The organism is Planktothrix prolifica NIVA-CYA 540 (assembly GCF_963864145.1).
Lineage (GTDB): Bacteria > Cyanobacteriota > Cyanobacteriia > Cyanobacteriales > Microcoleaceae > Planktothrix > Planktothrix agardhii.
In genome coordinates this window covers 4,938,216-4,964,592 of record NZ_CAWLTW010000001.1, presented here as the reverse complement: position 1 = coordinate 4,964,592, position 26,377 = coordinate 4,938,216, and the positions used below count along the sequence as shown (strand labels likewise).

The window sequence follows — 26,377 nt, the reverse complement described above, 5'->3', positions numbered from 1 at the left end:
CATGAAATTACAAGTTTTAGAACATACGATTTTTAAGCTCCATCCGGTTGTAGCCGAAGCTGTTGCTTATAATGAAAAAATATCGGTTTATTGTGATACAATATTTGAAATAGAAAGTTATTCTGAGGCAGAAGATAACCATTTACGGGTTAATTTTCTATCTCCCAAACCCAAAAATATGACAACTTGGTTCGTTCCGGCTCATCAAGTTAAACTATTAGAAACCGATGAAGAATTAACCGTATCCCGTTCAGTTTCTTCGGCTTCCTTTGCGGTTTCTAATTCAGAATGGATATGGCCAATGACCGGAACCAGTATGGGTTCCGTAACTGAATTTGGTTATGCTAGAGGTAGACTTCATGCAGGTGTTGATATTGGGGGATATACTCCCGATGAATGTTATGCGGCGAGTGATGGAGTGGTTGATTATATTAAAAATGATCCCAGTGGTGCAGAAGGTCGGGCGATTTATATTAAACGTTCTAATGGTTGGGAGCACGTTTATTTTCATTTACAATCTATTCGGGTTGAAGTGGGTCAAACCATTACCAAAGGTCAATTTATCGGGGTGCGGGGCGGTTCGGGTTTTGGGTATGAAGGGTTAGAAATTGATGGGGGAGGATATTCTATTCATCTACACTTTGAAGTTCATAACCCCGATGGTGAAAAAGTTGATCCCCGTTCTATTTTACCCGATGATAATAGTGTTCCCATTGTGGCTTAAACTAACTTTTGAGCCATGAAATCTAATAAAATCTTTCTATGCAGAGTCCCTATTAATCTAACCATTCCTGCCTTTTCAGAATAACATTCTCCGGCTTGAATATCCTCTGGGGTTAATAATCCCATATCCCAGCCTTCATTTAAGACTAATTGACTCAAATCAACCGTTAAAGGAGCATAAAAAACAATCCGATTAACCAGAGAATCTGGATAGGAATTGAAGGGTAAAAACGCAGGAACATTATAACCAATTTCTTCGAGTAATTCTCGTTTAAAGGCATTTTCTGGGGTTTCTTCGGGTTCTAAATGTCCCCCAAATAATCCCCAAACCCCAGGATGAACAATATTAGGGATATTATCTCGTAACTGCAATAAAAACTTTCCATCTCGATAAAGAATCGCTATAGCAACTTGAATCATAATTATTATTTTGACTGATTATAGATTAGAGAAAGAGAAAGAGAGACGCGCCGTGGCACGTCTCTACGTTGATTCACGGTTAATTTCTTTGAGATAAACATCTCCAATATCTTTTCCTTTCATCTCCTTAATTAAAATACTTTTATATTCTACTTTCCCCTGAATTAATAGGTCTTGTCCGAGGGGTGGTAAAGGTTGAGTGGTAAATACCCAAATTGAACCTGTATCATCTTGGAGTTGATAAGCACCAGCCCCTAAAAAGGGTGCATGACTTTTGACTTTACCTCTGAGATAAACTTTAGCACCTATTTTCTGTTTTTGTTGTAGCAGTTCAATTTTAGCTGTATTAAAATTAATCCAACTTTCAGATTGGGAAATACTCTGACAACCGACTAATCCGGTCACAAATAGTAATACAATACTAATGTGCCAGGTTTTGGTGAACTTCTGTGGAAATGAAAAGGTCATGGAATCACTGAATATATTAATTAACAAAACAGAGAACGAATTATGGATAATCTATTAGACGGTAAATCTACAGCCAAAAAGATTCAAGCCCAACTACAAGAACAGGTAGAAATATGGCAAGCTAAAGTTGGACGTCCGCCCGGTTTAGCGGTGATTATGGTGGGAGAGAATCCGGCCAGTGCGGTATATGTTCGGAATAAAGAACAGGCTTGTGCTAAGGTTGGTATCACCTCTTTTGGTCAACATTTCCCCGCAGAAACTAGCCAAGAAAAACTTACCAGTATTATCCATGAACTGAACCAAAATGAACAAGTGGATGGAATTTTAGTTCAGTTACCCCTTCCTGCTAATTTGGACTCCGTTGGGTTACTATATGAAATTGATCCTAAGAAAGATGCTGATGGTTTGCACCCGGAAAACTTAGGACGGTTAGCTAGGGGGGAAAAGGGATTAAGAAGTTGTACCCCGGCCGGAGTGATGCGACTATTTGAGGAATATAATATTGAGTTAAAAGGAAAACACGCCGTTGTTTTGGGTCGCAGTATTTTAGTCGGAAAACCGATGGCTTTGATGTTATTAGAAGCTGATTGTACCGTAACTATTGCCCATTCTAAAACTCAAGATTTAGCTAAAGTTAGCCGGGATGCGGATATTGTAGTGGCGGCTATCGGACGTCCGCAAATGATTACGGCGGATTTTGTTAAACCTGGTGCCATTGTAATTGATGTCGGAATTAATAAAATTACGGATAATAATGGCAAATCTCGCCTAGTCGGGGATGTAGATTTCGACAGTGTTCAACCCATCGCCCAATATATTACCCCAGTTCCCGGCGGTATTGGCCCGATGACCGTGGCGATGTTATTGCAAAATACCTTCTGGAGTTATTTGGAAAAATTTCAGTAGAGGCGTTGTTAACAGTTGACAGTTGACTGTTAACGACCGTAGGGTGGGTATTATCTATTTTACAAATTATGTTTATCTAATAATCTTTGTAACAAACTTTCCGATGCCCAAAAAGATGTCTTTTGAAGATTGTCAATGGCTGTAGATAAGTTGATCAGTTTCATCGTTGCGGCTTGATCTAAAATACCAAGTATTCCTGTAATAGATAAACCTCTATCTATCGCTATACGTCTTGCTTTCATATCATCTAAAATAACTAAATCAGCATTAAGTTGTTGTGCTAAAAGAATCGCTTCACGTTCACCAGGATCAAGTAAATCTATTATCTTGTCAGCAGGTTGAGTAACAGCCTCAATTTTGAGCCAATTAGGTGTATTTATAATCCAATTTCTCACGTTTTCCGGTGCATCTCTAGCTGATAATTCTTGATAAACTGCACAAGGAATAATAATTTGTGAAAATAATTGCGGAAGCAAGTCAATTTGTCCAATTAAAATCAAGTAATTAATGGGCGAAGTATTAGAGATAATAATCATTCCTAAGCTAAAAGATGACGAATCCTTTGAACATCTTGTTCTAAATCATTTTCAGTATAAGGTAAATAAGATTTTTCTTGCTTAAGAAATTCGTAGGTTTCCCAACGAGAAGAAAATTTGAGTATTCGTCTTACTTCAGAAGCACCGATTTGACCTTGACGGTAATAATCGGCGGTGATTAGTTCCAAAATACGCCGAGAAATATTAACAGACTGTAATTTTTCTGCTATTTCATCAGGGAGTTCAAGGGTGATTTGCATAGTGATTTTTGGTATAGTGAAGTTAGAGGCAGGAAGCCCCGTCACAGAGAGTGCGGGGTGCTGAAAAATTCATGATCACTTCTGTGTCACAAGACTCGTAAAATAGTGAAGTTAAGACTTTGCTCCTGAAATCAAGGGAAAAATTAAGTCCCCAGTAGTCGACTTTTGTTAACATTACTCCTATTATAAACAAGCACTCGTCATGGTATTGGTAAGCGAAATTAACTCACCGTTGGAAAACCCTCAGTTTGACTTATCTGCCTATCTGACCCAACGACAGACCCTAGTAGAACAGGCTTTAGATCAGTCTCTCCCCCTAATCTACCCTGAAAAAATCTATGAGTCAATGCGCTATTCTTTGCTGGCTGGAGGAAAGCGTTTGCGACCGATTTTGTGTTTGGCGACCTGTGAGTTGGTCGGTGGGACTGTAGAGATGGCCATGGCTACCGCCTGCGCCCTGGAAATGATTCACACCATGTCCTTGATTCATGATGACCTCCCAGCCATGGATAATGATGATTATCGACGGGGAAAACTGACCAATCATAAGGTGTATGGAGAGGATATTGCGATTTTAGCTGGGGATGGTTTATTGAGTTATGCTTTTGAATTTGTAGCGACTAAAACTCCTAATGTTCCTGCAAATCAAGTTTTACAGGTAATTGCTCGTTTAGGTCGGGCGATGGGGGCTGCGGGCTTAGTTGGAGGCCAGGTGGTGGATTTAGATTCGGAAGGACTCACGGATGTTTCCGAAGAAACCCTAACTTTTATTCATACCCATAAAACTGGGGCTTTATTAGAGGCTTCTGTGGTCTGTGGGGCGATTTTAGCCGGGGCGAAGGAAACGGAAATTGAAGGGTTATCTCGGTATGCGCGTAATATTGGTTTGGCGTTTCAGATTGTGGATGATATTCTCGATATTACCGCAACCCAGGAGGAGTTAGGAAAAACCGCAGGTAAGGATTTAACGGCTAAAAAAGTCACCTATCCCAGTTTATGGGGCATAGATGAATCCCGACGTCAGGCCCAGCAGTTAATTGAAGCGGCAAAAGCCGAATTATCTAACTATGGGGATAAGGCTATTCCTCTGTTAGCGATCGCAGATTTTATCACTAATCGCACTCACTAAAGCTATTGATTTCTATTATATGCAAGACTTTTCTCAAATCCTCAATAACCAAGTGTTATGGGTTGCCCTGTTAGCCTGTATTCTGGCTCAACTTTCTAAATTAGCGGTGGAGCTAGTCCAACATGGCAAAATTAATCTGCGGGTGTTGGTGACAACCGGAGGGATGCCCAGTTCCCATTCCGCTTTTGTCGGTGCTTTAGCAACGGGAGTGGGCAAAACCATGGGGTGGGGAAGTCCTGATTTTGCCATTGCTGTTGTTTTTGCGTTTATTGTGATGTACGATGCGGCTGGAGTCCGTCAAGCGGCAGGAAAACAAGCCCGCATTTTAAACCAAATTATTGATGAAGTCTTTGAAGAACATAAACAATTAAGCGAAGAAAGATTAATTGAATTATTAGGTCATACCCCCTTTCAAGTTATTGTTGGTTTAGGATTAGGGATTGCGATCGCTTCGATTGCTGAGATAACTTGGCCTCTACATTTTATGCCAGTATAGCCAAGGGTCAAGTCTGATTTAACCACAAAGACACGAAGACACAAAGAAGTCGTTAACACCCTTGCTGCTTATTGCTATATTTCTGTAGAAACCTTGAAATACAAGATCTATAGCCATTATTTGTCATCTAAGGTTTAACCGTAGGACTAATAACTGTCACCCGGTTACTATCGACTAATATCGGCCAAAAGCCACGATTACTTAATTTATTTAAAGTTGCTGTTGCTTTTTCGGAATCTGTTGTATATTCTACTAATAAATAGGGTCGCTGACCATAGGAAACTAAACCCACATTTTCACCGATTAGGGTTCTTAACTGTTGGACTAATTCCGGCTGATTCAAATAATCCACTAAAACAGCATAACCTGACCCCAAAGATTGAGAATTAGCTGTTGATTCTTTTTTGGGTGTTGGCGGGGTTTCTCGAACAATCGGAGTCTGGCCAAGACTAGAATTCGGACTCGGACGGGGTATGGCTATGACCTCCTGTTTCACCACATAGGCGGGTAACTTAACCTTATCCTGTAGATAGGTAGCCCAATCCTCTGCAATTAAAGGATCACTAAATCCTCCCACCCTAGTCACTAAATTCGTCAAATAGCGACAAACCTCACTATTGATGTCATTGGGTAACGTGCGCTGCACCAATTTTTGTTCCTCGGAAGTGTTACTGACAATCAATAACAGATATTCTCCAGGCTTTGGTGCTGCACAAGTTTCCTGGGCTAAACTGGTTTGGACTGCTAAACCCCAACTGGTAGCCGTGAGCAGACTCGGAACCAAGATGGCAGATAACCTTTTGACACCACTTTGACGCATAAACAGGAGGTTTACAAAAAAATTAATTGGGTTTAAAGCTCGTAAGTTCTACTTAGGCTTTTATTGTAGTTATTCTAGTTTAATATATAAAAGAACCAGTTGATCAAAAAGAATGAAAGCCCGGTATCGTTTTCGACTATATCCAACACCTAAGCAAATTTGCTTTTAGTATTTTGTAGTGATTGTATAGCGATCTCGCTTAATCCTTTGAGAGTCATATTTTCACTAATCGCATCATGGGGAATTAAGACATATTTCCAAGATTTGCCCCCATGATTTAGCATATATTCTGAAGCATATTGACACCATTGAACAGCGACATCTTTCTTGGCAAGCACTTGAGGATCGCTTATTTCATTTTTAGCTTTGACTTCAACCATATAGATAAAGTCTTCTGTTTCGGCAACAAAATCAGGTTGATATTCTGAATAGTCTCTATCCCATTTGTAATAAAGCTGAAACTGTCCTTTTGCGGGTTTAAACCATTTAATGGCATCCCGTTCTAAAATTAGTGCTAATATTCTTTCTGCTTCCGATTGAAATTTCTGTTCTGGATAAAGACATTTTGAGAAGCCTGTAAACAGATATTTAGACATATTGCTTTTATCGGGTGGCGAAGATCGATAATCACGGTAATTATTAGCATTTGTGGTGTAGGCACTATCTTTTAAAGCTGTAAAACCTTTACTGATTTTGACTTCATAACCTGTGGTTTCTTCCCAGAAATATTGTTGCATTTGGCTATGGACAAAATTAGCAATTTCCTTTTGGTAATAGCGTAAAACTTTGTGTGTATCTTCTTCGGATAAGTAGGTCATAAAATGATTAACTACTTGACCCGCAAGATCATAAAGTAAATCTGCATTTTCATCATAGGAAATATCATCAAAATTAACTAAATTTTTGACAATATAATTTTCTAATTGAGATTCTAAAAAGTTTTCTTTTTTTATTTCTAGGTATTCATATTTACCACTAGGTAAAGATTGAATATGTAATTGTCCTTTGGAGGGAACGGGATAATTTAAACCTGTGACATCTAGGGCAAAAGACCTGAAACCTGATCGCACTTCTCCTTTAGGAATAATCAGAATTTTAGGAATATTGATAGTTTTCTCAATGACTAAATCAGTTGTTTTGGCAACAATTGCTTCAATATTTGGAGGTGCTATTACACCGTCAATTTCCAGTTGTGCGGGTTGATATTCTCTAGCTACGGCTTCGCGCACTATTGCCTGAACTTTTGGGGATGCAATATGGGCGGTGGTTGGGACTTCTTCAGGATGGTTTTCAAGCTTTTTGATTTCTTGGTAGGTAAGCTGTGCAATCTCTTTTTCTACAGGTGATTGAAATAGCGATGGTTGAATATTTTGGGGTTCGCTTTCAGGTAAATTATTAGGTAAATTAATCGTTGCTTCGGGCTTAATTCCTAAATCTTGGGCTAGTTTCGGTTGTGAAATTACTGTTTCTGTTTTTTGCTGTAAGTCTTCATCTGTGAGGATAATTTGTTGTAATCTAATTTGTGATTCTGGACGTTTTGCTTCATCAACAATTTCTTGGAATTTGTCATGGGCAATAATATTTAGACGATCAACAATTTCTACACCTGTACGCATTCCATAGGGCAAACGTAAGCCCCGTCCGATAGATTGTTCGATCAGAATTTTAGAATTTGCGGCTCTCAATGGTACAATAGTATAAAGGTTAGTAACATCCCAACCTTCCTTGAGCATATTGACATGAATCACAATTTCAGTGGGTTCATCGGGATGCTCTACTTTAAGCAATCGTTCTACCATTTCATCTTCTTGAGCGCCTGTTTTACTCGAATCAACTTGAATCACTTTATGTTTATAATTCCCGTCTGAAAACTCATCGGATTGAATAAATTCTATCAGTTTTGAGGCGTGGCTAGTATCACGGGCAATCACTAACATAAAGGGTTTAACAATGTGTTTTCCTGTTTGAATTGCATAGGCTTTTAACTCGTTTTTAATATTTTCATGGAGATAGATACCGTCTTCTAATTTGAGACGTTCGATGGCTTCTGGTGACATTGAAACCGGGTTAAAGTCTTTGCGAGTAACAACAGCAGGATCTTTAACAAAACCGTCTTTAATTGCACGTCCGAGGGGATAATCATAGATAACATTTTTGAAATTTTCTGGTTTTTTACTGGTTTCTATAGAGGGAGTCGCAGTTAATTCTAAACCTAATAATGGTTTTAATTCGTTAATGGCGCGAACTCCGGCTGAAGCCCGATATCGGTGGGATTCATCCATTAAAATTACTAGATCTTTTAATTGGGATAAATAATCAAAATAGCTTTCGCCAATATATTCGGATAGTCGTTTGATTTTGGGGCTTTTCCCCCCGCGCACTTCTGAGTTAATTTTTGAGATATTAAAAATATTGATTTTGCATGAAATTTGATCATCAAAAAGGGTTCTTGCCCGCATTTCATAGTTATCACCTGTGATGATTTCTGGTACATCGATCGCAAATTCAGAGATACCCGTAAATACATATTTTGAGGTATTGGGCGTAAAGTCGGTAATCAGTTTTTTATAAATAGTTAGGTTAGGGGCTAGAACAAAAAAGTTTTTGATATTATAGTCTAAATATAAGTAACTAATAAAAGCACCCATAAGTCGAGTTTTACCAACACCTGTGGCTAGGGCAAAACATAAGGAGGGAAACTCGCGTTCAAAGTCAGTAAACGACTTGGGGAATTCGTTTTTGATCGCGGCTAAACTTGTTTCTCGATCTGCGATATTTGGAATATTTAAAAGTTCACAAATACGAGCAAGAATTTCTAAGGATTGGCGCTGGGGATGGCGCAGACTGAGACGATTAGCAATGTTATTAACAATTTGGTTCATTGTATGTTATCCAGGTCAAATAGTGTTAGTTGTCCGATTTTTTTGGGTGCTTTTGGCAGGTTTTCAATTTTTAGGCTGTAATCATCATGTCCCCATTCGCAGCGTGAAAGAATTTGTTTAGGAATTTTTTTAACGGTGAGGTTGGGGAATATATCAGTTTTGCCTCGAAAGGCGGTACATAAAACGAGTAAACTGCGTTCTTGTCCTACTTCGTCTGCAAGTTGGGATAGTTGTTCGTGACGAAGATTTTGGGTGGTAACATAGATAAAATCCCGTTCTGTAGAATAGCCATGTTGCCAATAGAATGTGTCGGATGGTGAGTAGGTGAAACCTTCAATTTTGCACAGTGCTTCGGCTAACATTTCGGCATTATAGGTTTTATTAATAATCCAATTATCCCATTTATCTTTTTCGAGGAGGGAGGGTGCAAGCTGATAGTAACGAAATCCGCCGCCACCTTTCCAATTAAATGCTTTACTAATTCCCCCTTGATCTTCGCCATCAATTACTTTTTTGAGTCGGGGAATAATATGGGTATGACAATGTTCGCCGAGTTCAATCATAATCCAACGTCTTCCCATTTTATGCGCGACTGCGCCTGTTGTTCCTGAACCTGCGAAGGAATCGAGAACTAAGTCTCCCGAATTTGTGGCTATTTGAAGAATTTGCTGAATTAATTTCTCTGGTTTTGGAGTGGAAAAGGGATTTTTCGGATTCAAAGCAAGCACTTCTCTCCGAGCATCTTGAGTATGACCAACCTCTTCATAAAACCATATTGTTGAAGGAACTCGCCCCTGTGAATGCAGATCCGATAAAAATTTTTTAAGTCGAGGAGTGCTATTTTTTCCATCTTTTCCCCAATAAATTTTGTTCTCTTCTATATGTCGTTGATGGGTTGATTGCTCGAATGCCCATACACGAGTTTTCTTTGGCCATATTTCTTCATTAGTATTAGGATTATGAATAGCATAATAAAGATTAGGGCGTTCATCAGCAGATTTTGCACAGGTATAATTATCTGACATCCAAGATCCTCTTGGATCATTGTCTGGATTGGAATATAGCTGATCTTGTTTAGTTGTTCTAGCAAGTTTATTTGGTCGCCAGATAGACTTATTTTTTGAAAATACTAATATATGGTCATGACTATCACTGAGCCATAGTGAATCATTAGCTGGAGCATATTTTTTTTGCCAGATTACATTCGCCACAAAATTTATACGTCCAAAAATTTCATCACACATCACTTTTAAATAATGCGCTTCATTATCATCAATCGTGATCCAAATAGAACCATCATTTGACAATAGATTACGCAAAATCTCTAAGCGATCGCGCATTAAACCAAGCCAGATCGAATGTTCCACACCATCATCATAATGTTCAAAAGCTGACCCTGTATTGTAGGGAGGATCAATAAAAACACATTTAACTTTTCCTGCAAACTCTGACTCTAAAGCCTTGAGAGCTAACAAATTATCCCCAAAAATTAAGCGATTATCAAAAATATCATTTTCACTCATCCGATGAGTAGCATGATAGGATTTCTCTGGATCTTCCAGCAAAATTCGCGGCTCCAACTTGGGGCGAATATCTTTACCAATCCAGGTTAATTCTAGTCTCTGCTTTTTAGTCATAATTAATCTTTATATCAACAGTTAAACTTTAGGAATATTCAGATTTTTAGTCTAATTATTCCTGGGATCTAACTCTTGCATCACCCTACTTGTTAAAGGAAAACATCCGTTAAACTCTTAAAAACTGATTGAAATTTTAGGTGAACCTTATTATTTTAAGTTTCAAAGATAAAAGCTGCTTTTGAAGACGAGCCAGAGGGGGAAACTCTCTGGCTTAGTTTAACCTTTGTTCTCCAAAAACCGCAGTTGACAACAATGAAGCAACAGCTTTCATTGTACTGATCAGGGTCAAATATTGGATCGGAATTTTTAAGCGGCCGTTGCTAAAGACCCCAAAGCATCGGGAATACTAGCGGTCGGAGCTTGGAATTGTCCCTGGAATACATACTCTAAACGCAATTTGAACCAGGTGACCACTTGTTTATCTGTGGAAATAATCGCCACCGCAGGTTGAGGACATTTGGCTTTAATCTCAGCCATTTCTGGCGCTTCTAAAAAAGCAGGTTGCTGCACTAACCAAAAATCAATTTCCTTTTCCCGTTCCCGATAGTTGCGTTGGCGTTCGCGCAACACTTCTTCTAAGGGTTCTTCCTCAAGTAAAAACTTGTGACTGCCTAAAACGTAGTAATAAGTCTGCATGGTTAATCGTTGTAAATTCTATCATGGGAAGATTTATGGGTTAAAGTTGCCCAAAAATCGCTTGTTTCATTTCTCGGACGGCTCGTTCTAAGCCGACGAGAACGGCCCGACTTATTATTGTATGACCAATGTTGAGTTCTTCCATCCCTTCTAAGGCGGCAACGGGGTAAACATTCCAATAGGTTAACCCATGTCCGGCATTTACCCGCAATCCGGCTTGTAAAGCTCGCTGACACCCCTCGGCTAAAATCCCCAGTTCCCTAACCTGGTCTTCCCCTTTAGCCTCTGCATAACATCCCGTATGCAGTTCGATGAATTTAGCCCCTACTTGGGCCGATGCTGCAATTTGTTCGGGGTTAGCATTAATAAACAAACTCACTGGAATTCCGGCTTCCTGTAGGGTGGTTACTACATCGGTCATCCGAGGAATTTGTCCGGCGATCTCTAACCCCCCTTCGGTGGTAATTTCTTCCCGACGTTCGGGAACTAGAGTTACATAGTCGGGTTTGATGTCCAAAGCGATCGCCACCATTTCATCCGTCGCAGCCATTTCTAAATTTAGATGGGTTCTCACGGTTTGGCGCAATAGTCGCACATCCCGGTCTTGAATATGGCGTCGATCTTCGCGCAAATGCACCGTAATTCCATCAGCCCCCGCTAATTCCGCCAGCACAGCCCCCCCTACGGGATCGGGTTCAACGGTGCGCCGGGCTTGGCGAATCGTGGCTATATGATCAATATTTACTCCCAGTGTCGGCAATTTTTGTTCCTCCTTGTATTTATACCGTCCTTCACCTTGACAAATAATTCCACTGCGTTGAAACTCACACCCATGAAGGGGGACGAGCGTTCATCGAAAAATTGGGTAGAAACCCCGTCGTTCTACGACGGCTTTATATTTTTAATTTAACACATTCACAAAAAGATATACTATAATGTGAGGTATGGAAAAAGCATTTAGTTACCGATTTTACCCAAGTCCAGAGCAAGAGTCGCTATTGCGACGCACTTTGGGTTGTGTAAGGTTGGTTTACAACAAGGCTCTCCATGAGAGAACTCAAGGATGGTACGAAAGACAAGAAAAAATTGGATATAACCAAACATCCTCTATGCTGACCAAATGGAAAAAACAAGAAGACTTGGATTTTCTTAATCAAGTTAGCTGTGTACCAATACAACAAGGGTTGAGACATCTTCAATCGGCATTTGCTAATTTCTTTGCAGGAAGGGCAAAATATCCCAACTTCAAGAAAAAAAGGAATGGTGGTAGTGCTGAATTTACAAAGTCGGCATTTAAGTTTAAAGATGGAAAAATCTACCTGGCGAAAAGTGTTGAACCTTTAGATATTCGATGGTCTAGGCAGATTCCAAAAGGATGTGAGCCGTCCTCTGTAACAGTTAAGTTACATCCTTCTGGTCGTTGGCATATATCTATTAGATTTGATGACCCGACTATTAAACCTTTACCTGTTATTGATCAAGCGATAGGAATTGATTTAGGAATTAGTAGCCTATTAGTTACCAGCGATGGGGATAAGGTATCTAATCCTAAACATCTCAAAAAATCCTATCGTCAGTTACGTCAAGCGCAAAAAAGTCTTTCTCGAAAACAGAAAGGGTCAAAGAATCGGGAAAAAGCCAGAATTAAAGTAGCTAGAATTCACGCAAAAATTACCGATACCAGAACAGACCATATACACAAGCTAACAACTCAATTAGTTCGTGAAAACCAAACGATTGTGGTTGAGGATTTAGCTGTAAAAAACCTGGTCAAAAACCGAAAACTTGCACAATCTATATCAGATGCAAGTTGGGGTGAAATCACTCGACAATTAGCCTATAAATGCCGTTGGTATGGGAGAACCTACATCGAAATAGATAGGTGGTTTCCTAGTTCAAAACGGTGTAGTAATTGTGGATATATTGTGGAAAAAATGCCGTTAAAGATACGAGAATGGGAGTGTCCAAACTGTGGGACTCACCATGACCGAGATCTTAACGCCAGTAAAAATATTTTGGCGGCAGGGCTTGCCGTGTTAGTCTGTGGAGCGAGTGTAAGACCCGAACAGAGTAAATCTGTGAAGGCAACTGCTAAGAAGCAGAAACCTAAATTGTGAAGTTTAGGAATCACCGTCAGTTTTACGGCGGTGAGGATGTCAATTTAACAATATTTAACCCGTAGATTTCTATTGCCCTATTGTTTCAGCTTAGAGCGAACAAATTCTGTCAATAGACTTGACAACAAAGCTCTCTACCATTGATAACAGACAATCAAAGACAGATTTTTAACCCATGACAATGGACAATCGACAAAAAAGAATCGCAATATTTGATAGTGGTGTGGGGGGATTAACGGTTTTAAGGGAACTGTACCGTCAACTGCCCAATGAATCCGTTCTTTACTTTGGAGATACGGCGCACTTGCCCTATGGAACCCGTTCAAAAGAGGAAATCTTGCAGTTTGTCCGCCCAATTATTCTTTGGGCAATGCAACAGGACGCCAAAATGGTTCTCATGGCCTGTAACACCAGTTCCGCCCTGGCTTTAGAAACGGTTCAAGATGAATTTGATATACCGATGCTAGGACTGATTCTTCCGGGTGCTCAAGCCTCAGTGCGACAAGGAAAACGGATTGGAGTGATTGCCACCCCCGCCACAGCCGCTAGTAATGCCTACCGCTATGCGATTCAAGAAACCGATCCATCGGTTCAAGTCTGGCAAGTGGGCTGTCCAGAATTTGTTCCCCTCATTGAACAAAACCGAATTCATGACCCTTACACCTATCAAGTGGCACGGGAATATTTAACCCCGTTAATTCAGCAGCAAATTGATACTCTGATTTATGGTTGTACCCATTATCCCCATTTAGCCCCAGTGTTGCGCTCAATCCTTCCGGCTCAGGTTCAGTTGGTTGACCCGGCGGTTTCTTTAGTTAAAGCTACTGTTAAGGAGTTAGAACTGTTAGGAATGCGGAATACCCAGCCCCCCAAACCAACGCGGTTTTGTGTGAGTGGCTGCCCTCAACAGTTTGCTGATCTTTCGGTGCAGTGGTTGGGATTCACTCCCGCAGTAGAAGCCACTACCCTACCCGCAATGGAACCCCTCACCGTCAGTAATCAGTAATTAATCAGTGTAGAGACACGCCATGGCACGCCCAAACTGTACTTGGTACTCCAAGTCAGTGTGGGTAGTTCACAAGATGTTTGTTGTATACTTAGCAAGGGCTAAGAGTAAATAAATCATCAAAACATAACCCGTGGCCAGAAGCGGGATGATTAAAGGCATATCGTTATAGAACATCATGAGTCAGCCTGAAGAAATAGGAGGAGGAGCAGAGAAGTTTAAGACCCGCTACATCAGGTCAACACGCGATCGCAACTGCCAGCGCCCTTGTGACCCACAAATAAAAAATTCCTACGGAAAATGAGAATTTCCCCGAAATGTTGCTAACACCGAAACTCAGGAGAGGAATCCCTACTGTAAAACCTAGGACTTTCTCATAAAACCCTAAATAGAGAATCCTTTAACTGATATCGTGGACAGCCTAATGACCAGAACGGAGTTAGAAGCTCGTCGAGAATTCCTAACGGCTATCCTTAAAGCCAATAGATTAATTAGGTGGCGATAGATTTTCTTGAACCCAGTCGCTAGACCCGTTGTCCCTAATGTATAGAATTCTTTAAACTCTTACCCCTAAGATAACATAAAAATTAGAGAATGGTAGCGGTGCACGGAAATTTTTTTCAGAATTTGTGCCCACCGCGCCTAAAAAATAGAGTAGGGGAAAGAGGGCGCAAAATCTCCAGAAGCGACGTTTTGCAAGAGTTAAGGGTGGGTACTAAAACCTAGAAATTTTTGAGGATTACCCCTGGCTACGGAGAGTTCCCAAGACAATATTTTAGCAAAAATGCGATCCCCTGAGCCGAAACAGATTAGAATCAGACTATGATATGTAAAATTTTGTTAACTCAACGCCTGAGTTGGCTAATCCATGACATCGCAAACTCTTCTATTTTCGCCAGTTGAAGCAGACCTGCGGCAGTTGACCGATAACTTAAAACAGCTTGTCGGTGCGCGACATCCAATTTTGTATGCCGCCGCAGAACACCTGTTTAGTGTCAAAGGGAAACGGGTACGTCCTGCGATTGTCCTGTTAATTTCCCGAATGACAACGCCCGATCAAAATATTAGCCTGAAGCACCGGAGGTTGGCAGAAATCACAGAAATGATCCATACCGCCAGTCTCGTCCATGATGATGTCGTGGACGATTCTGAAATGCGTCGGGGAGTTCCAACGGTTCATAGTTTATTTAATAACCGAGTTGCGGTATTAGCTGGAGATTTTCTATTTGCTCAATCTTCTTGGTATTTAGCCAATTTGGATAACCTGGAAGTGGTAAAATTATTGTCTCAGGTAATTATGAATTTAGCGGAAGGAGAAATTCAACAGGGTCTTAATCGGTTTGATACAGGATTATCAATTGAAGCCTACTTAGAAAAAAGCTATTATAAAACTGCTTCTTTGATTGCCAATAGTTCTAAAGCGGCTGGTGTTTTGAGTGAAGTTTCTCCGCAACAAACCGAAGATTTATACAACTATGGTCGCCATCTAGGTTTAGCCTTTCAAATTGTTGATGATATTTTGGATTTTACGGGTTTAACCGAGGAATTAGGTAAACCCGCAGCATCCGATCTCAAAAGTGGAAATTTAACCGCACCCACCCTTTATGCTTTAGAAGAAAAACCCCATCTGGAAACGTTAATTGAGCGAGAATTTGCTACGGATGGAGATTTAGAACAGGCTTTAACCTTAATTAAAGATAGCTCAGGGATTCAACGCTCTAGGGAGTTGGCTGCCTATCATGCCCAACAAGCGGTAAAGTATTTGGAATCTTTTCAAACTTGTGAATCTCGACAGGCGTTAATCGGTTTAGCAGATTATGTTTTAAGTCGGCTGTATTAAAAGGAGTTGACAGTTGACTGATGACGGTTAACTGTTAACTAAAAAGACAGTTATTGTTTGCATCCTGAAATCAATTAAGCTACATTTTCAGAAAAGAAAAACACCTTTCCTCCGTAGGCTCGTTGTAGATAATCTTCCTTCAAAACCTGTTGACGATTTCCCATCGCAATTACCTCTTGATTTAGTAAAACCAAATCATCAAAATTAACAATAGATTCCCCCAAATCATGGTTAATTACAATCACAATTTTACCCGATGCGGCTAACTCTCGAAATAAACTAAAAATCACCGCTTCGGTTTTTTGATCAATGCCAACAAAGGGTTCATCAAAACAAAAAATATCAGATTCCTGGGCTAAAGATCTAGCTAAAAATACACGCTGTTGTTGACCGCCAGATAGTTGACCAATGGGGCGATGTTTATATTCAACCATTCCCACCCTTTCTAACGCTTGGGTGGCGATGCGACGGCTGACTCCAGAAAAAGGACGCAACCACCCGGTTTTACGCACTCTCCCCATCATCACAATATCCCAAACCGTTGCCGGATAGTCCCAGTCAATTTGCGATCGCTGGGGAACATAGGCGACCCGTTGACGTTGCTGAATTAGGGGTTTTCCGTCATAGACCACCGCACCCGTCCCCACCGGAATTAAGCCCAACATCGCCTTCATTAAGGTACTTTTCCCCGCCCCATTCGGCCCAATAATCCCGGTTAGTCGTCCGGGTTGGATGTTTAGACAGATATCTCGTAACGCTTCCACCCCGCGATAGTTGACGCTGAGGTGACCGATATTTAGAGTATGGTTGGGATGGGGGAATTCTATAATGTTCATCTGTTTTCTATGCCCTTTTTGGGGATGATGATGTTTATAGTATATCATAAAAATGAAAATATTATGAAAGTTTAAAGATTATGTTGTCAATAATTGCTCAAAAGTCCTTTTGTATGCGGTTTTTGGGTGTTTTTTTCGGGATTATGTTAACGGGATTAAGTAGTTGTACTCAAGAAAAAATAAATAATTCTGTTAATAGTAATCAACCGAAAGTAGTATCAACCAGTACCATTATTGCTGATTTAACTGAACAAATTGCTGGGGATGAAATTGAACATCTAGGAATTTTAAAACCGGGTACAGATCCCCATGTTTATGAACCTGTGCCTCAAGATAGTATTGCTTTAGAAAAGGCGGATTTAATTCTTTATAATGGTTATAATTTAGAACCGGGATTAATTAAGTTAATTCGGGCGGCGGGAACTCAGGGAAAAAAAGTGGCGGTGGGGGAAGTGGTTAAACCTTTGGATTTTCAATATAAAGGACAAAAACAACCCGATCCTCATGTTTGGGGAACGGCTAAAAATGCTATTTTAATGGCGAATAAAATTAGGGATGAGTTGATTATTTTATCTCCTGAAGATCGGGATATTTTTACTAAAAATGCGACAAAATTGACCCAGGAATTAACTCAATTAGATATTTGGATTCATGAACAAATTGCCACTATTCCCCCTGAAAATAGAAAGTTAGTTACAACCCATGATGCGTTTCAATATTATGCTCATGATTATAAATTAGAGGTGATTGGGACATTAATTGGGATTAGTACGGAAGAACAACCGAGTGCAAAAACTGTTAAAACCTTAGCTAATTCGATTCAAAAAGCGGGAGTTCCGGCTATTTTTGCAGAAACTACTATTAACCCTCAATTAATTACAACGGTTGCGGAAGAATCGGGGGTTAAATTAGCTCCAGAGCAGTTATATTCTGATTCTATTGGTGCTCCAGGGAGTGCGGGAGAAACCTATATTAAAATGTTAGTTAAAAATACTCAAACTATTGTGGAAGCATTGGGGGGAAAATATACTCCTTTTAATTCCAATTAAAAGTTAGTTGTTGCGCTTCAGCGCAATCTTTATCAGGGTGCTGAAGCACAACAACGAATGTTTTTGGTTGTTGGGATGAGTGCTTTTATAAAGAGTGCGCTGAAGCGCAACAACGGGCAACAACGAATGTTTTTGGTTGTTGGGATGAGTGCTTTTATAAAGAGTGCGCTGAAGCGCAACAACGGGCAACAACGAGTGTTTTTGGTTGTTGGTATGAACACCTTGATCAAGATTGCGCTGAAGCGCAACAACGGGCAACAACGGGCAACAACGGGCAACAACGGGCAACAACGGGCAACAACGCAATAATTTTAATCATTCAGGACTTGATAAATATTAATTAACTGTTGACGTCCGTGTAATTGAACACGACCAACATAACAAGTAGTAAACTTACTATCAATTTGTTTATGGGTTTCTTCATTAATTAATATTCGACAGATTCCTTGATTATAAAAGGATTTATCATAACTTTCTAAGCGAGCCGCAATATTAACACTATCGCCTAAAGTTGTATATTCCATTCGTTGAGAACTTCCCAAACTTCCAGTAACTACAATTCCGGTGGCAATACCAATTCTCATAGAAATTATGGGTTGATTTTGTTGTTTCCATTTTTGATTCAGCGATCGCAATTTTTCCCCCATTGCTAAAGCACAGGATACCGCAGATGTGGCATCTTGGGCAATTTCTTGATCAGAATTTCTCGGAATAGGAACCCCAAAAACCGCCATCACAGCATCCCCCATAAATTTATCCACAACTCCATCATGTTCAAAGACAATATTAGCCATAGCATTCATATATTCATTTAACCAATTCATTAACATTGCTGGTTCCATTTGTTCAGCAATGGTACTAAATCCTTTAATATCAGTAAATAGGACAGTAGCAATCATTTTCTGTCCCATAATTTGACCTTTTTCTAATAAATCCTCTCGATTTTGCCAAATAGTTTCGGCAATTTTGGGATTTACATAACGTTGAAATAAAGTCATCACCATTTTCCGATCTTGACGTTCAACATTAGCAATATAAGCTGTTACCATCATTCCCGAACTAACTAATGCTAATAAAGGCGAAATTAAGGGTAGCCACCATCCACTTAAAAATGCTCCGTAGGAAATCAGAATTAAACTCCCGGTCGCTAAAATTAAACAATAAGCCGTCCAACGAGTTCCGCCATAAATCCAACCTAAACTACTGCCTAAAGTTGACCAAATAAAGACCCAAAACCACTCTATTCGATCCGGCCAAACATAAATTAATGGTCGTCCGTCTAAAGCACTACTAATAATTTTACTGGCAATATTAGCATGAATAATCACTCCAGGAGTTCGGTCACTGATACTAAATTGTTTTGATCTTTTAGACTAAAAGCCGCTTTGGTTGCGGGAATTGGGGGAACATAGAAAAAGAAGGTCGGAGTTGCCGCCATAGTCAACCCTTTAATATCGGTTTGTTTACTATTCGGCTGAGTCGAAAAAGCCGGAACTAAAGCCATTAAGGGGGGGTTGATTCCCTGGACAACATTCGGACATTGACCGCGAGAACCTCCTCCGGCGGTGCGGCTGGGCATTCCTTCCCCGGCTGGGGGTTCAAAAGCCATACTGATTTGGGTGCCCTCAGCACTGTTAGGCTGGGCAATAACAGACAGTTGAGGAACAAAAGCCCCTCCTACAAGGGTCAGGAGAGACAGGCTAATCCAATGTTGGTGCAAATATTTTCGGGGCATAAAAGTACAAGTCTCCAAAGAATACCAATAAATGAGGGAATTGGATTTAACGGGACTGGCTTGAGATTAATTTGTCCCGGTTGATGCACTAATCTTTTAATTTTATCAAAAACCAATCTAAAAACCAGGATAGTAACCGCACTTAAATCTTTGATCACCTAGGGTCAGAGTCACAAATTTACTGCCAATTTCCCACTAAAACAAAGGGAGCCCAATAGTAAGGATCTTGATACTGAGGCTGTTGTAACAGCTTTAACTGGGCTTGACGCAGGGCTTGAGATTTAGTGACTTGGGGCTGGATTAATTCCCGATAAAATTCTGCCATCAAGGAGGCCGTGGAGGTATCGTTAACTTGCCAGAGGGTGGCCAAGGTACTCCGCGCCCCCGAACGCACGGCTACCCCCGCTAACCCCAAAGCAGCCCGTTGATCTCCGGTGGCGGTTTCGCAAGCACTCAGGACTAATAATTCTACGGGGTTTTGTTCTCCGGGTTGACGACTACGAAGCAGATAATCTAAATCTTTAACATTAATTCGACTGTCCCAGGTTAATAAAAATGTGTCTTCGGCTTTAGAACTAAATTGTCCATGGGTGGCTAAATGTACAATAGGAAAGGCGGTTTTTTGAATTTGTTGTTGCACAGCATCCCGGGTAAATTGTTGATTAAATAAAACTTTTGTGGGAATATTTTCTTCAATTTGTTGGATTTCTGAGGCTACCCCAGGTAGGGCGGAAAATCCTTGGCGAGCTTCACTTAATCCGAGGGTTAATGTTTGCAGTTGATTAGGTTTTAGGGAGCGAAAAGCCAAAAGTTGTAAACCTGGAGTTAGGGCTAGATTATAGGTTTCAACTAGATATTTTTTACCATCATATAGGGCAGCCATGGGGATATTCCGCAGGGAACCATCTAAGACAAAAACTAAGGTTTTAATCGAATTATTTTTGAGATCCTGTTCGGCTGCACGAATCAGCCATTCATAAACCTGTTGGGATAATTGTAAACGCTCTTTTGTGGAAAAAATGGGTTGGAAAGATAGTCGTAATTTACTCAGGATATTTTCAACTTGTGCTTGAGGAATTGTGGTAGAATAGTGTTGTAAGGGTTTACCGGAAATTGAGATAATTACTTCTAAGCGATTCTCTAAAATAATCGGATAAATTACGGCGGCTTGGGAATCTATTTGATCAATTTGTTGGGGTTTGATTTCTTGATCTAAACAGGCTTCTTGGAAGAAGTTATCGAGTTCTGCGAGTTGCAATGATTCTATCAGTTCCCGGGCGGTTTTTAGGTTTGCTTGGCTGGGAGATTGTAAGATTAAATCGACTAATTCTCGATAGACGGGTTCCACACTTTCTCGAAAGGAAAACTGCACATTTTGGTTAATAGCTACTAGGTCTTTTCTCAGGGATTTTAGGCTATTAACGGCTTCTGTATAGGCGGCGATCGCTTGTTCTTTTTGATTTTGTTGTTTCAGGAGTCTTCCTAACTGCCATTGCCATTGATAGGCAATATCGGAGGCATTAATAGATTGGGCAATTAATAATGCTTTTTCTGTTAACTCTTGGGCTTTTAAAGGTTGTTGATTTTGTTCATAAAACTTGCCTAAACTTCCTAATGCGTAGGATTCTGCTCGCAAATCCTGTAGGTTTTTAGCATCTTGAATTGCGGTATTTAATAAAATGATAATTTCAGAAAAATTAGCATCTGATTTTTTTGCAACTTTGATTAAATAATTACTAAAATTAACCTGAGCATAAATTGAACTGCGACTGACGGGAACTTGCGGTAGAAAAGATTGAATTTGATTAGATAAACTTTCTGCTTCCGTTTGTTTATTTAAGTCAATGAGCAAACTATATTGATTAATTAAGGCTTGGATTTTTCCCAAGGCATTAGGAGCAGTTTCGGCGGCATTTTGATAATATTTTAAAGCCAAATCTAAATTGTTTTGACTGCGATTAAGATTAGCTAAACTCAAATATACTTGACTTAATAATTGCAGGTTATTTAAGGTTTTAGCTAATTCCAAACTTTGTTGTAAAACCGTTTCAGAAGTTGTTAAATCTCCCACCTGTTTTAAGGTATTTCCTAAATTTAGTAAAGCCGTGGCTTTAATTAAAGAATCCGGTTGTGATTTTAAAGTTTCGTTGACTTCTATTAAAGTTTGTAAAGATTGTCGATAAAGTCCTAAACTTTGTAAAGCCATCGCTTGATTAATTTGATTGGTAATTGTCCCTAATAAATTTCCCGCTTCCTGATAAAGTTTAAAAGATTGTTTCCAAGTTTTAATCGCCTGTTCCGGCTGTCCTTTTGTTAATTGTAATTGACCTTGAATTTCTAAGATTTGAGCTAAAATCAAAGGTTTTAAAGATGAATCCTGAATTAATCCCAAACTTAATTCCAGGTTTTTTTCGGCTTGATCCCATTGTCCTAATTGTTGAAATACTAAAGATAGATTACTTAAAGCTATGGCTTGATTTACCCGATCTCCCTGTTGAGAAAAACCTAAAATTGCCCGTTGCAAAAATTCAGCCGATTGACTATATTGTCCCTGAGTATAATATTGTTTTCCTTGTTGAAATAACGCCGTTGCATCCTGGGCATTATTTTGAACAATATTATGATCTGTCAGAGGTTGATAATTGCCTAAAGTCAGGGTGAAATTATTGAAGAATACAATAGGTAAAATTCCTAAACTCATTAAACCTTTGTTTAACATAATTAACCTCTTTCTATATTTTCCATTCTCTGCTATAATACAATTATAAATTGATTCTAACAGGATCAGTTATTGTTTTTATTTTCGTTATTGAAATTTATGTGGGGAAACATGGCTAACTTATTAGTGACCGGGGTGGCAGGATTTGTGGGATTTCACCTGTGTCAACGTTTGTTAGACCGAGGAGACACCATCATCGGAATTGATAATCTCAATGATTATTATGATGTTTCTCTGAAACAAGCCCGTTTAGAACAGTTAAAAAACCGATCAGGATTTTCCTTTAAAAAATTAGATTTAGCGGATAGAGAGGGAATTAATCAGTTATTTGCTCAAGGAAATTTTGAACAAGTTGCCCATCTTGCCGCCCAAGCAGGGGTCAGATATTCTTTAAAAAATCCCTATGCTTATATTGATAGTAACCTAGTGGGATTTCTGAATATTTTAGAAGGGTGTCGTCACTCCCAAATTCAACATTTAGTATATGCGTCTTCGAGTTCTGTTTATGGGGCGAATAAAAAAATCCCGTTTTCAGTAGAAGATAATGTAGATTACCCGATTAGTTTATATGCAGCAACAAAAAAATCCAATGAATTAATTGCCCATAGTTACAGCCATTTATATCAGATTCCGATGACAGGATTGCGATTTTTTACCATTTATGGGCCTTGGGGTCGTCCCGATATGGCGATGTTTATTTTCACAAAAGCCATTCTCGAAGAAAAACCCATTGATGTGTTTAATTATGGCAAAATGCAACGGGATTTTACCTATATTGATGATATTGTAGAAGGAGTAATTAGAACATTAGATAGAATTCCCCAATCCGGTGAAAATCCCCATACAAACGCACCCTATAAACTGTATAATATTGGGAATAATCAACCGATAGAATTATTACATTTGATTGAAGTCTTAGAAACGGCATTAGGTAAACCTGCAATCAAAAATTTTATGCCCATTCAACCCGGAGATGTCCCGATAACCTATGCGGATGTCGATGCTTTAATTCAAGATATAGACTTTCAACCCAATACTTCTATTGAAGTCGGAGTCCAAAATTTTGTAGAATGGTATCGCTCCTATTATCAGGTTTAAAGGGAATACAAGTTGTAGGGTGGGTGACAGTGACCATAACAGCTTATAAGCCCTATCAGGGTTATAAGCCTTGGTTTCTTCTCAATTTTGTATTGGCTGATACTTTTTGTATCCAGCATTCGCGGGTATGCTATTTTCACCCAAAAGGGCAAGATTTTTCACGAATCATTGCAATACTTCAATATAGAATGCTAATATCGAAATACCTGCACTTTTCTATACTCTGGGAATAGTGCATGAAAAAAAGATGTCAACTCTGAATATCATTGTAAGGAAGCTTTAAACCAAGTGACTACAGTAATAGCGCGGGAAAAGGAACTCCAAAAGATTCCAAAGTCTTTGAGAGATTTGTTTGAGCGTTGTTTTACCTCTAATGTTTTTGAAGCAAAAGAGCATCAGCGCATAACAGAACTAGCTGCAAACCCTGGTGTGCCTAGAAAAAAAATAAAAGAGGTTGAACCCTTTTTTAAGAAAAGAAATCGCCTACTAGCTCTTCAAACCGAGCTTTGCAGAAGTATCCGCCCTCTTAGAACAAAAAATATTCGTAAAATCAATAAAAAGCTTAAGCGTCAACTTGAAATAGTGGTGGCTATTAATTTAATTTTGATAGAAACTGTTGAACAGTATTGGCACTATCTTCCCTGTAAACAGAGAGAAAACTTTGAGGAACTAACTACCTCACTGGCATTACTTAAACCAGATATCCTAGTCGAAGGTCTGCTTAACGATAAGAAAAACTCTGGTTATTTACCTCCCTTTAAGAAAGTTTATTTTCATTTGTTTAAGACTGCTTCAAAGTTGATAAATGCTGTGGTTGATGCTGATGATCCTGACGATGCTGATTGTGACGAATTGCTCAAATTTCTCAACTTTATAAATCAGGATATTGAAAACAATCCCTGTGATTTGGTTCCTTATACAGAAGAAATGAATTCGGAGTTGAATCAACTTCTTAAGGGGATTTAAGCAGATTAAACACTATGAACTTTCTACTTTGTAATGGGTGTAAAATCTACTTTCATCCCGCCTTTTCAGAATATTATAATGAATTAGTTTCTAGGACAAAGAAGTTAAAGTCAAAGCGGAGTCCAGATGAATTCGCTAAACACCCGGAAGTCAAGTTGCTAAAATCATTAATCAGACTAATAACAGAGGTCATTCCCGCAGATCCAAATGCCACCCATTTTAAACTAAATGATAATTTATCTAATTATAAACGGGTTAAAAAGATGGGCTTAGAGAAGCGACATAGGTTGTTTTTTAAATATAATGAAGATAAAAAAGAAATTGTTATTTTATGGTTAGGGTTTCCTCGAAAACAAGGAGATAAAAAGGATTGCTATACGGTTTTTACTAAAATGGTTGAAAGTGGAAAGTTTCCAGATAGTTTTAAAGAACTTGTAGAAGATTCTTCTATTGGAAACTTTGAAGAATTTTGAAGAATAAAGATAGTGACAGTATGTAAAAGCGGAAAACCGTACTTCATGGGTTGGTATATACAACCTGGAGGAGATTGGCGATTTTATTTACAATTCGTTACACTGAAGTTATGAAAGACCAGAGGTTGAATCTACTTCTGGATTAGTATAAGAGGTAGCCAATATGAATGGCTCTATTCGCGTCGGTAATTTATTCGGTATCCCATTTTATATTAACCTTTCTTGGTTTCTGATTCTGGGATTAATGACCCTCAGTTATGGGGGAAATTTGGGATCTCAATTTCCACAATTAGGTTTAGGACTGTCATTATTTCTCGGATTAATTGCCGCATTGCTTCTATTTGCTTCGGTTTTAGCCCATGAATTAGGACATAGTTTTGTAGCAATCAAACAAGGAATTCAGGTTAAATCTATTACGTTATTTTTGTTTGGGGGATTAGCCGGGTTAGACCAAGAAGCGAAAACTCCCGCCGGGGCTTTCTGGATTGCCATTGCTGGGCCGTTAGTCAGTTTATTGTTATTTTTGGGGTTGCATTTTATTGGCTCCTATTTGCTAGTAACAGGGCCTTTATCGGCTTTAGTTAATCTCTTAGCCTATGTTAATTTAGCCTTAGCAATCTTTAATTTAATTCCCGGTTTACCCCTTGATGGTGGGAATATTCTTAAAGCTTTGGTTTGGAAAATTACCGGAAATCAATATCAGGGGACTATCTTTGCAAGTCGGGCGGGTCAAGGATTAGGCTTAATCGGAATTTCATTGGGATTTTTACCCCTATTAATCTCCGGTGGGTCTCCTAATTTCTGGACAATTTTGATTGGGTGGTTTGTATTTAGTAATGCTGGGGTTTTAGCCAAAGATGCCAAGCTGCGGAATAAATTATCGGGTTTTACCGCCGAGGATGCCTTAGTGAATCAAAATTCCGTGGTTTCTCAAGACATTTCATTAAGAACTTTTGTCAATGATTATATTATTGGTAAACCGGCAATTCAACAATTTTTAGTTATCAATGAAGTAGGCAAATTAGTCGGGCAAATTAGCGGAGATGACCTTAAACCTATTCCTACAGCGCAATGGCCTGTAACTCATATTGAAACAGTCATGAAACCCGTTGTTACAACAATTATTGATGCTAAACAATCCCTATTAGAAGTAGTGAATTTATTGGAACAACAACAGTTAAATGAAGTTACGGTGGTTCGGAATGGGGTGTTAGTGGGATTTATTGAAAAAGCATCAATTCGTCGTTTATTAGATGAATCGACTTCCTAATCGTGATGGCGATTGCTATAACTCAAACCTTTGAATAATTAACAGTTTCTGAGCACCCACTCCCATATCAGTTATATCAGGACAAGAATTAATCACACCTTCATTTTGCCAATAATTGACTAATTCTGCTCCTGTTTTTGGTAGATTCTTAACAATTTCTTCACTCAACAAAATCCGTAAAATATAGTCAGACAAAGATAAATTTAGTTGAGATGCTTCTGTACTTAGTTTCTGCTCTAGTTCTGGAGGTAATTCAATCATTATACTCATATTCGCTATTTAATAGAGTTTTTTTCGTAATCATAACATAAGTTAAGACAGGGCGGGTTTAATTAGCAACCGGGTTTTTGCC

28 protein-coding genes are annotated in these 26,377 nt (G+C 39.2%); 14 read left to right on the top strand and 14 right to left on the bottom strand.

The annotated features are described in order from the left end of the window. Position 1 precedes the first annotated feature (1 nt). Positions 2-724 (top strand): M23 family metallopeptidase, encoded by a 723-nt coding sequence (locus AC559H_RS22110; RefSeq protein WP_026794911.1) that lies wholly within the window; start codon positions 2-4, stop codon positions 722-724. Here the strand turns inward: AC559H_RS22110 and AC559H_RS22105 are convergent. Beyond that, complete coding sequence (locus tag AC559H_RS22105) at positions 721-1,143, bottom strand: NUDIX hydrolase (protein ID WP_026788494.1); 423 nt, start codon at positions 1,141-1,143, stop codon at positions 721-723. The two genes, AC559H_RS22110 and AC559H_RS22105, sit on opposite strands and share 4 nt — an antisense overlap. 63 nt (positions 1,144-1,206) lie before the next feature. Continuing rightward, positions 1,207-1,611 carry a hypothetical protein gene (locus AC559H_RS22100; RefSeq protein WP_026794912.1) on the bottom strand — a complete coding sequence of 135 codons (405 nt, stop codon included), beginning with the start codon at positions 1,609-1,611 and terminating at the stop codon, positions 1,207-1,209. A gap of 42 nt (positions 1,612-1,653) precedes the next feature. On the opposite strand from AC559H_RS22100, the gene folD reads away from it, so the two are divergent. Next, positions 1,654-2,517, top strand: a complete 864-nt coding sequence (gene folD, locus AC559H_RS22095; RefSeq protein ID WP_026788492.1) for a bifunctional methylenetetrahydrofolate dehydrogenase/methenyltetrahydrofolate cyclohydrolase FolD — start codon at positions 1,654-1,656, stop codon at positions 2,515-2,517. A 59-nt stretch (positions 2,518-2,576) separates the two neighbouring features. Here the strand turns inward: folD and AC559H_RS22090 are convergent, their stop codons facing one another. Beyond that, the gene (locus AC559H_RS22090; protein ID WP_026788491.1) at positions 2,577-3,053 is read right to left on the bottom strand and encodes a PIN domain-containing protein; all 477 of its coding nucleotides are present in this window, start codon (positions 3,051-3,053) and stop codon (positions 2,577-2,579) included. 2 nt (positions 3,054-3,055) lie between these two features. Then, complete coding sequence (locus AC559H_RS22085; protein ID WP_026788490.1) at positions 3,056-3,313, bottom strand: UPF0175 family protein; 258 nt, start codon at positions 3,311-3,313, stop codon at positions 3,056-3,058. Positions 3,314-3,515: 202 nt separating this feature from the next. Between AC559H_RS22085 and crtE the strand changes: the two genes are divergently transcribed. Together crtE and AC559H_RS22075 are read left to right on the top strand one after the other, a co-directional pair. Further along, on the top strand, positions 3,516-4,442 hold the full coding sequence (gene crtE, locus AC559H_RS22080) for a geranylgeranyl diphosphate synthase CrtE (protein ID WP_026788489.1): 927 nt from the start codon (positions 3,516-3,518) through the stop codon (positions 4,440-4,442). A 19-nt stretch (positions 4,443-4,461) separates the two neighbouring features. Continuing rightward, positions 4,462-4,938, top strand: a complete 477-nt coding sequence (locus tag AC559H_RS22075) for a divergent PAP2 family protein (protein WP_026788488.1) — start codon at positions 4,462-4,464, stop codon at positions 4,936-4,938. A 127-nt stretch (positions 4,939-5,065) separates the two neighbouring features. Here AC559H_RS22075 and AC559H_RS22070 read toward each other — a convergent pair whose 3' ends face one another. Next, positions 5,066-5,758, bottom strand: coding sequence for a hypothetical protein (locus AC559H_RS22070; protein WP_026794913.1), 693 nt, complete (start codon positions 5,756-5,758; stop codon positions 5,066-5,068). A 112-nt stretch (positions 5,759-5,870) separates the two neighbouring features. Here AC559H_RS22070 and AC559H_RS22065 point away from each other — a divergent pair, with 112 nt between their 5' ends. Continuing rightward, the gene (locus tag AC559H_RS22065) at positions 5,871-5,927 is read left to right on the top strand and encodes a helix-turn-helix domain-containing protein (protein ID WP_141294479.1); all 57 of its coding nucleotides are present in this window, start codon (positions 5,871-5,873) and stop codon (positions 5,925-5,927) included. Here the strand turns inward: AC559H_RS22065 and AC559H_RS22060 are convergent. From AC559H_RS22060 to AC559H_RS22045, 4 genes are all read right to left on the bottom strand, one after another. Beyond that, positions 5,908-8,640, bottom strand: a complete 2,733-nt coding sequence (locus AC559H_RS22060; protein WP_051319787.1) for a DEAD/DEAH box helicase — start codon at positions 8,638-8,640, stop codon at positions 5,908-5,910. The two genes, AC559H_RS22065 and AC559H_RS22060, sit on opposite strands and share 20 nt — an antisense overlap. Then, positions 8,637-10,277 carry a site-specific DNA-methyltransferase gene (locus tag AC559H_RS22055; protein WP_026794914.1) on the bottom strand — a complete coding sequence of 547 codons (1,641 nt, stop codon included), beginning with the start codon at positions 10,275-10,277 and terminating at the stop codon, positions 8,637-8,639. The genes AC559H_RS22060 and AC559H_RS22055 overlap by 4 nt, the downstream gene beginning before the upstream one ends. A 309-nt stretch (positions 10,278-10,586) precedes the next feature. After that, positions 10,587-10,916, bottom strand: a complete 330-nt coding sequence (locus AC559H_RS22050) for an MgPME-cyclase complex family protein (protein WP_026794915.1) — start codon at positions 10,914-10,916, stop codon at positions 10,587-10,589. A 40-nt stretch (positions 10,917-10,956) separates the two neighbouring features. Beyond that, a complete protein-coding gene (locus AC559H_RS22045; RefSeq protein WP_026794916.1) occupies positions 10,957-11,676 on the bottom strand; it encodes a pyridoxine 5'-phosphate synthase in 720 nt (239 codons plus the stop codon). A gap of 184 nt (positions 11,677-11,860) precedes the next feature. Here AC559H_RS22045 and AC559H_RS22040 point away from each other — a divergent pair, with 184 nt between their 5' ends. From AC559H_RS22040 to sds, 3 genes are all read left to right on the top strand, one after another. After that, a complete protein-coding gene (locus tag AC559H_RS22040; RefSeq protein WP_026794917.1) occupies positions 11,861-13,033 on the top strand; it encodes an RNA-guided endonuclease InsQ/TnpB family protein in 1,173 nt (390 codons plus the stop codon). Positions 13,034-13,208: 175 nt separating this feature from the next. Then, entirely contained in the window at positions 13,209-14,039 is an 831-nt protein-coding gene (gene murI / locus AC559H_RS22035) for a glutamate racemase (protein ID WP_026788482.1), read from the top strand. 868 nt (positions 14,040-14,907) lie between these two features. Further along, entirely contained in the window at positions 14,908-15,879 is a 972-nt protein-coding gene (gene sds / locus AC559H_RS22030) for a solanesyl diphosphate synthase (protein ID WP_026794918.1), read from the top strand. 74 nt (positions 15,880-15,953) lie between these two features. On the opposite strand, the gene AC559H_RS22025 is transcribed toward sds, so the two are convergent. Further along, positions 15,954-16,715 carry a metal ABC transporter ATP-binding protein gene (locus tag AC559H_RS22025; RefSeq protein WP_036832599.1) on the bottom strand — a complete coding sequence of 254 codons (762 nt, stop codon included), beginning with the start codon at positions 16,713-16,715 and terminating at the stop codon, positions 15,954-15,956. Positions 16,716-16,795: 80 nt separating this feature from the next. Here AC559H_RS22025 and AC559H_RS22020 point away from each other — a divergent pair, with 80 nt between their 5' ends. Further along, a complete protein-coding gene (locus AC559H_RS22020) occupies positions 16,796-17,764 on the top strand; it encodes a metal ABC transporter solute-binding protein, Zn/Mn family (protein ID WP_026794920.1) in 969 nt (322 codons plus the stop codon). Between the two features lie 57 nt (positions 17,765-17,821). Continuing rightward, the gene (locus tag AC559H_RS22015; protein WP_026794921.1) at positions 17,822-18,073 is read left to right on the top strand and encodes a hypothetical protein; all 252 of its coding nucleotides are present in this window, start codon (positions 17,822-17,824) and stop codon (positions 18,071-18,073) included. 2 nt (positions 18,074-18,075) lie between these two features. Here the strand turns inward: AC559H_RS22015 and AC559H_RS22010 are convergent, their stop codons facing one another. From AC559H_RS22010 to AC559H_RS22000, 3 genes are all read right to left on the bottom strand, one after another. Continuing rightward, entirely contained in the window at positions 18,076-19,092 is a 1,017-nt protein-coding gene (locus AC559H_RS22010; RefSeq protein WP_051319611.1) for an adenylate/guanylate cyclase domain-containing protein, read from the bottom strand. Continuing rightward, complete coding sequence (locus tag AC559H_RS22005) at positions 19,089-19,499, bottom strand: DUF928 domain-containing protein (RefSeq protein WP_051319612.1); 411 nt, start codon at positions 19,497-19,499, stop codon at positions 19,089-19,091. Before AC559H_RS22005 ends, AC559H_RS22010 begins: the two co-directional genes overlap by 4 nt. 178 nt (positions 19,500-19,677) lie before the next feature. Further along, positions 19,678-22,218: a CHAT domain-containing protein gene (locus AC559H_RS22000; RefSeq protein WP_081694788.1), complete on the bottom strand. Its 2,541-nt coding sequence runs from the start codon at positions 22,216-22,218 to the stop codon at positions 19,678-19,680. Positions 22,219-22,329: 111 nt separating this feature from the next. Between AC559H_RS22000 and AC559H_RS21995 the strand changes: the two genes are divergently transcribed. The 4 genes from AC559H_RS21995 to AC559H_RS21980 all read left to right on the top strand — a co-directional run bounded on the left by AC559H_RS21995 (position 22,330) and on the right by AC559H_RS21980 (position 26,025). Continuing rightward, positions 22,330-23,316 (top strand): NAD-dependent epimerase, encoded by a 987-nt coding sequence (locus AC559H_RS21995; protein WP_026794923.1) that lies wholly within the window; start codon positions 22,330-22,332, stop codon positions 23,314-23,316. 288 nt (positions 23,317-23,604) lie between these two features. After that, complete coding sequence (locus AC559H_RS21990; protein WP_026794924.1) at positions 23,605-24,282, top strand: hypothetical protein; 678 nt, start codon at positions 23,605-23,607, stop codon at positions 24,280-24,282. Positions 24,283-24,296: 14 nt separating this feature from the next. Continuing rightward, a complete protein-coding gene (locus AC559H_RS21985; RefSeq protein ID WP_026794925.1) occupies positions 24,297-24,755 on the top strand; it encodes a type II toxin-antitoxin system YhaV family toxin in 459 nt (152 codons plus the stop codon). A 163-nt stretch (positions 24,756-24,918) separates the two neighbouring features. Further along, entirely contained in the window at positions 24,919-26,025 is a 1,107-nt protein-coding gene (locus AC559H_RS21980; protein WP_026794926.1) for a site-2 protease family protein, read from the top strand. A gap of 15 nt (positions 26,026-26,040) precedes the next feature. Here the strand turns inward: AC559H_RS21980 and AC559H_RS21975 are convergent, their stop codons facing one another. Then, positions 26,041-26,295 (bottom strand): hypothetical protein, encoded by a 255-nt coding sequence (locus tag AC559H_RS21975; protein ID WP_026794927.1) that lies wholly within the window; start codon positions 26,293-26,295, stop codon positions 26,041-26,043. Positions 26,296-26,377 lie beyond the last annotated feature (82 nt).

What these genes read in the sequence shown, in the direction of transcription:
- AC559H_RS22060 (WP_051319787.1), bottom strand. Translation starts at nt 8,640, where the DNA reads ATGAACCAAATTGTTAATAACATTGCTAATCGTCTCAGTCTGCGCCAT.
- murI (WP_026788482.1), top strand. Translation starts at nt 13,209, where the DNA reads ATGACAATGGACAATCGACAAAAAAGAATCGCAATATTTGATAGTGGT.
- AC559H_RS22050 (WP_026794915.1), bottom strand. Translation starts at nt 10,916, where the DNA reads ATGCAGACTTATTACTACGTTTTAGGCAGTCACAAGTTTTTACTTGAG.
- AC559H_RS22085 (WP_026788490.1), bottom strand. Translation starts at nt 3,313, where the DNA reads ATGCAAATCACCCTTGAACTCCCTGATGAAATAGCAGAAAAATTACAG.
- AC559H_RS21975 (WP_026794927.1), bottom strand. Translation starts at nt 26,295, where the DNA reads ATGAGTATAATGATTGAATTACCTCCAGAACTAGAGCAGAAACTAAGT.
- AC559H_RS21985 (WP_026794925.1), top strand. Translation starts at nt 24,297, where the DNA reads ATGAACTTTCTACTTTGTAATGGGTGTAAAATCTACTTTCATCCCGCC.
- AC559H_RS22025 (WP_036832599.1), bottom strand. Translation starts at nt 16,715, where the DNA reads ATGAACATTATAGAATTCCCCCATCCCAACCATACTCTAAATATCGGT.
- AC559H_RS21980 (WP_026794926.1), top strand. Translation starts at nt 24,919, where the DNA reads ATGAATGGCTCTATTCGCGTCGGTAATTTATTCGGTATCCCATTTTAT.
- AC559H_RS22110 (WP_026794911.1), top strand. Translation starts at nt 2, where the DNA reads ATGAAATTACAAGTTTTAGAACATACGATTTTTAAGCTCCATCCGGTT.
- AC559H_RS21995 (WP_026794923.1), top strand. Translation starts at nt 22,330, where the DNA reads ATGGCTAACTTATTAGTGACCGGGGTGGCAGGATTTGTGGGATTTCAC.
- AC559H_RS22070 (WP_026794913.1), bottom strand. Translation starts at nt 5,758, where the DNA reads ATGCGTCAAAGTGGTGTCAAAAGGTTATCTGCCATCTTGGTTCCGAGT.
- crtE (WP_026788489.1), top strand. Translation starts at nt 3,516, where the DNA reads ATGGTATTGGTAAGCGAAATTAACTCACCGTTGGAAAACCCTCAGTTT.
- AC559H_RS22000 (WP_081694788.1), bottom strand. Translation starts at nt 22,218, where the DNA reads ATGTTAAACAAAGGTTTAATGAGTTTAGGAATTTTACCTATTGTATTC.
- AC559H_RS22005 (WP_051319612.1), bottom strand. Translation starts at nt 19,499, where the DNA reads ATGCCCCGAAAATATTTGCACCAACATTGGATTAGCCTGTCTCTCCTG.
- AC559H_RS22090 (WP_026788491.1), bottom strand. Translation starts at nt 3,053, where the DNA reads ATGATTATTATCTCTAATACTTCGCCCATTAATTACTTGATTTTAATT.
- AC559H_RS22020 (WP_026794920.1), top strand. Translation starts at nt 16,796, where the DNA reads ATGTTGTCAATAATTGCTCAAAAGTCCTTTTGTATGCGGTTTTTGGGT.
- AC559H_RS22105 (WP_026788494.1), bottom strand. Translation starts at nt 1,143, where the DNA reads ATGATTCAAGTTGCTATAGCGATTCTTTATCGAGATGGAAAGTTTTTA.
- AC559H_RS22040 (WP_026794917.1), top strand. Translation starts at nt 11,861, where the DNA reads ATGGAAAAAGCATTTAGTTACCGATTTTACCCAAGTCCAGAGCAAGAG.
- sds (WP_026794918.1), top strand. Translation starts at nt 14,908, where the DNA reads ATGACATCGCAAACTCTTCTATTTTCGCCAGTTGAAGCAGACCTGCGG.
- AC559H_RS22100 (WP_026794912.1), bottom strand. Translation starts at nt 1,611, where the DNA reads ATGACCTTTTCATTTCCACAGAAGTTCACCAAAACCTGGCACATTAGT.
- AC559H_RS22075 (WP_026788488.1), top strand. Translation starts at nt 4,462, where the DNA reads ATGCAAGACTTTTCTCAAATCCTCAATAACCAAGTGTTATGGGTTGCC.
- AC559H_RS22015 (WP_026794921.1), top strand. Translation starts at nt 17,822, where the DNA reads ATGTTTTTGGTTGTTGGGATGAGTGCTTTTATAAAGAGTGCGCTGAAG.
- folD (WP_026788492.1), top strand. Translation starts at nt 1,654, where the DNA reads ATGGATAATCTATTAGACGGTAAATCTACAGCCAAAAAGATTCAAGCC.
- AC559H_RS22055 (WP_026794914.1), bottom strand. Translation starts at nt 10,277, where the DNA reads ATGACTAAAAAGCAGAGACTAGAATTAACCTGGATTGGTAAAGATATT.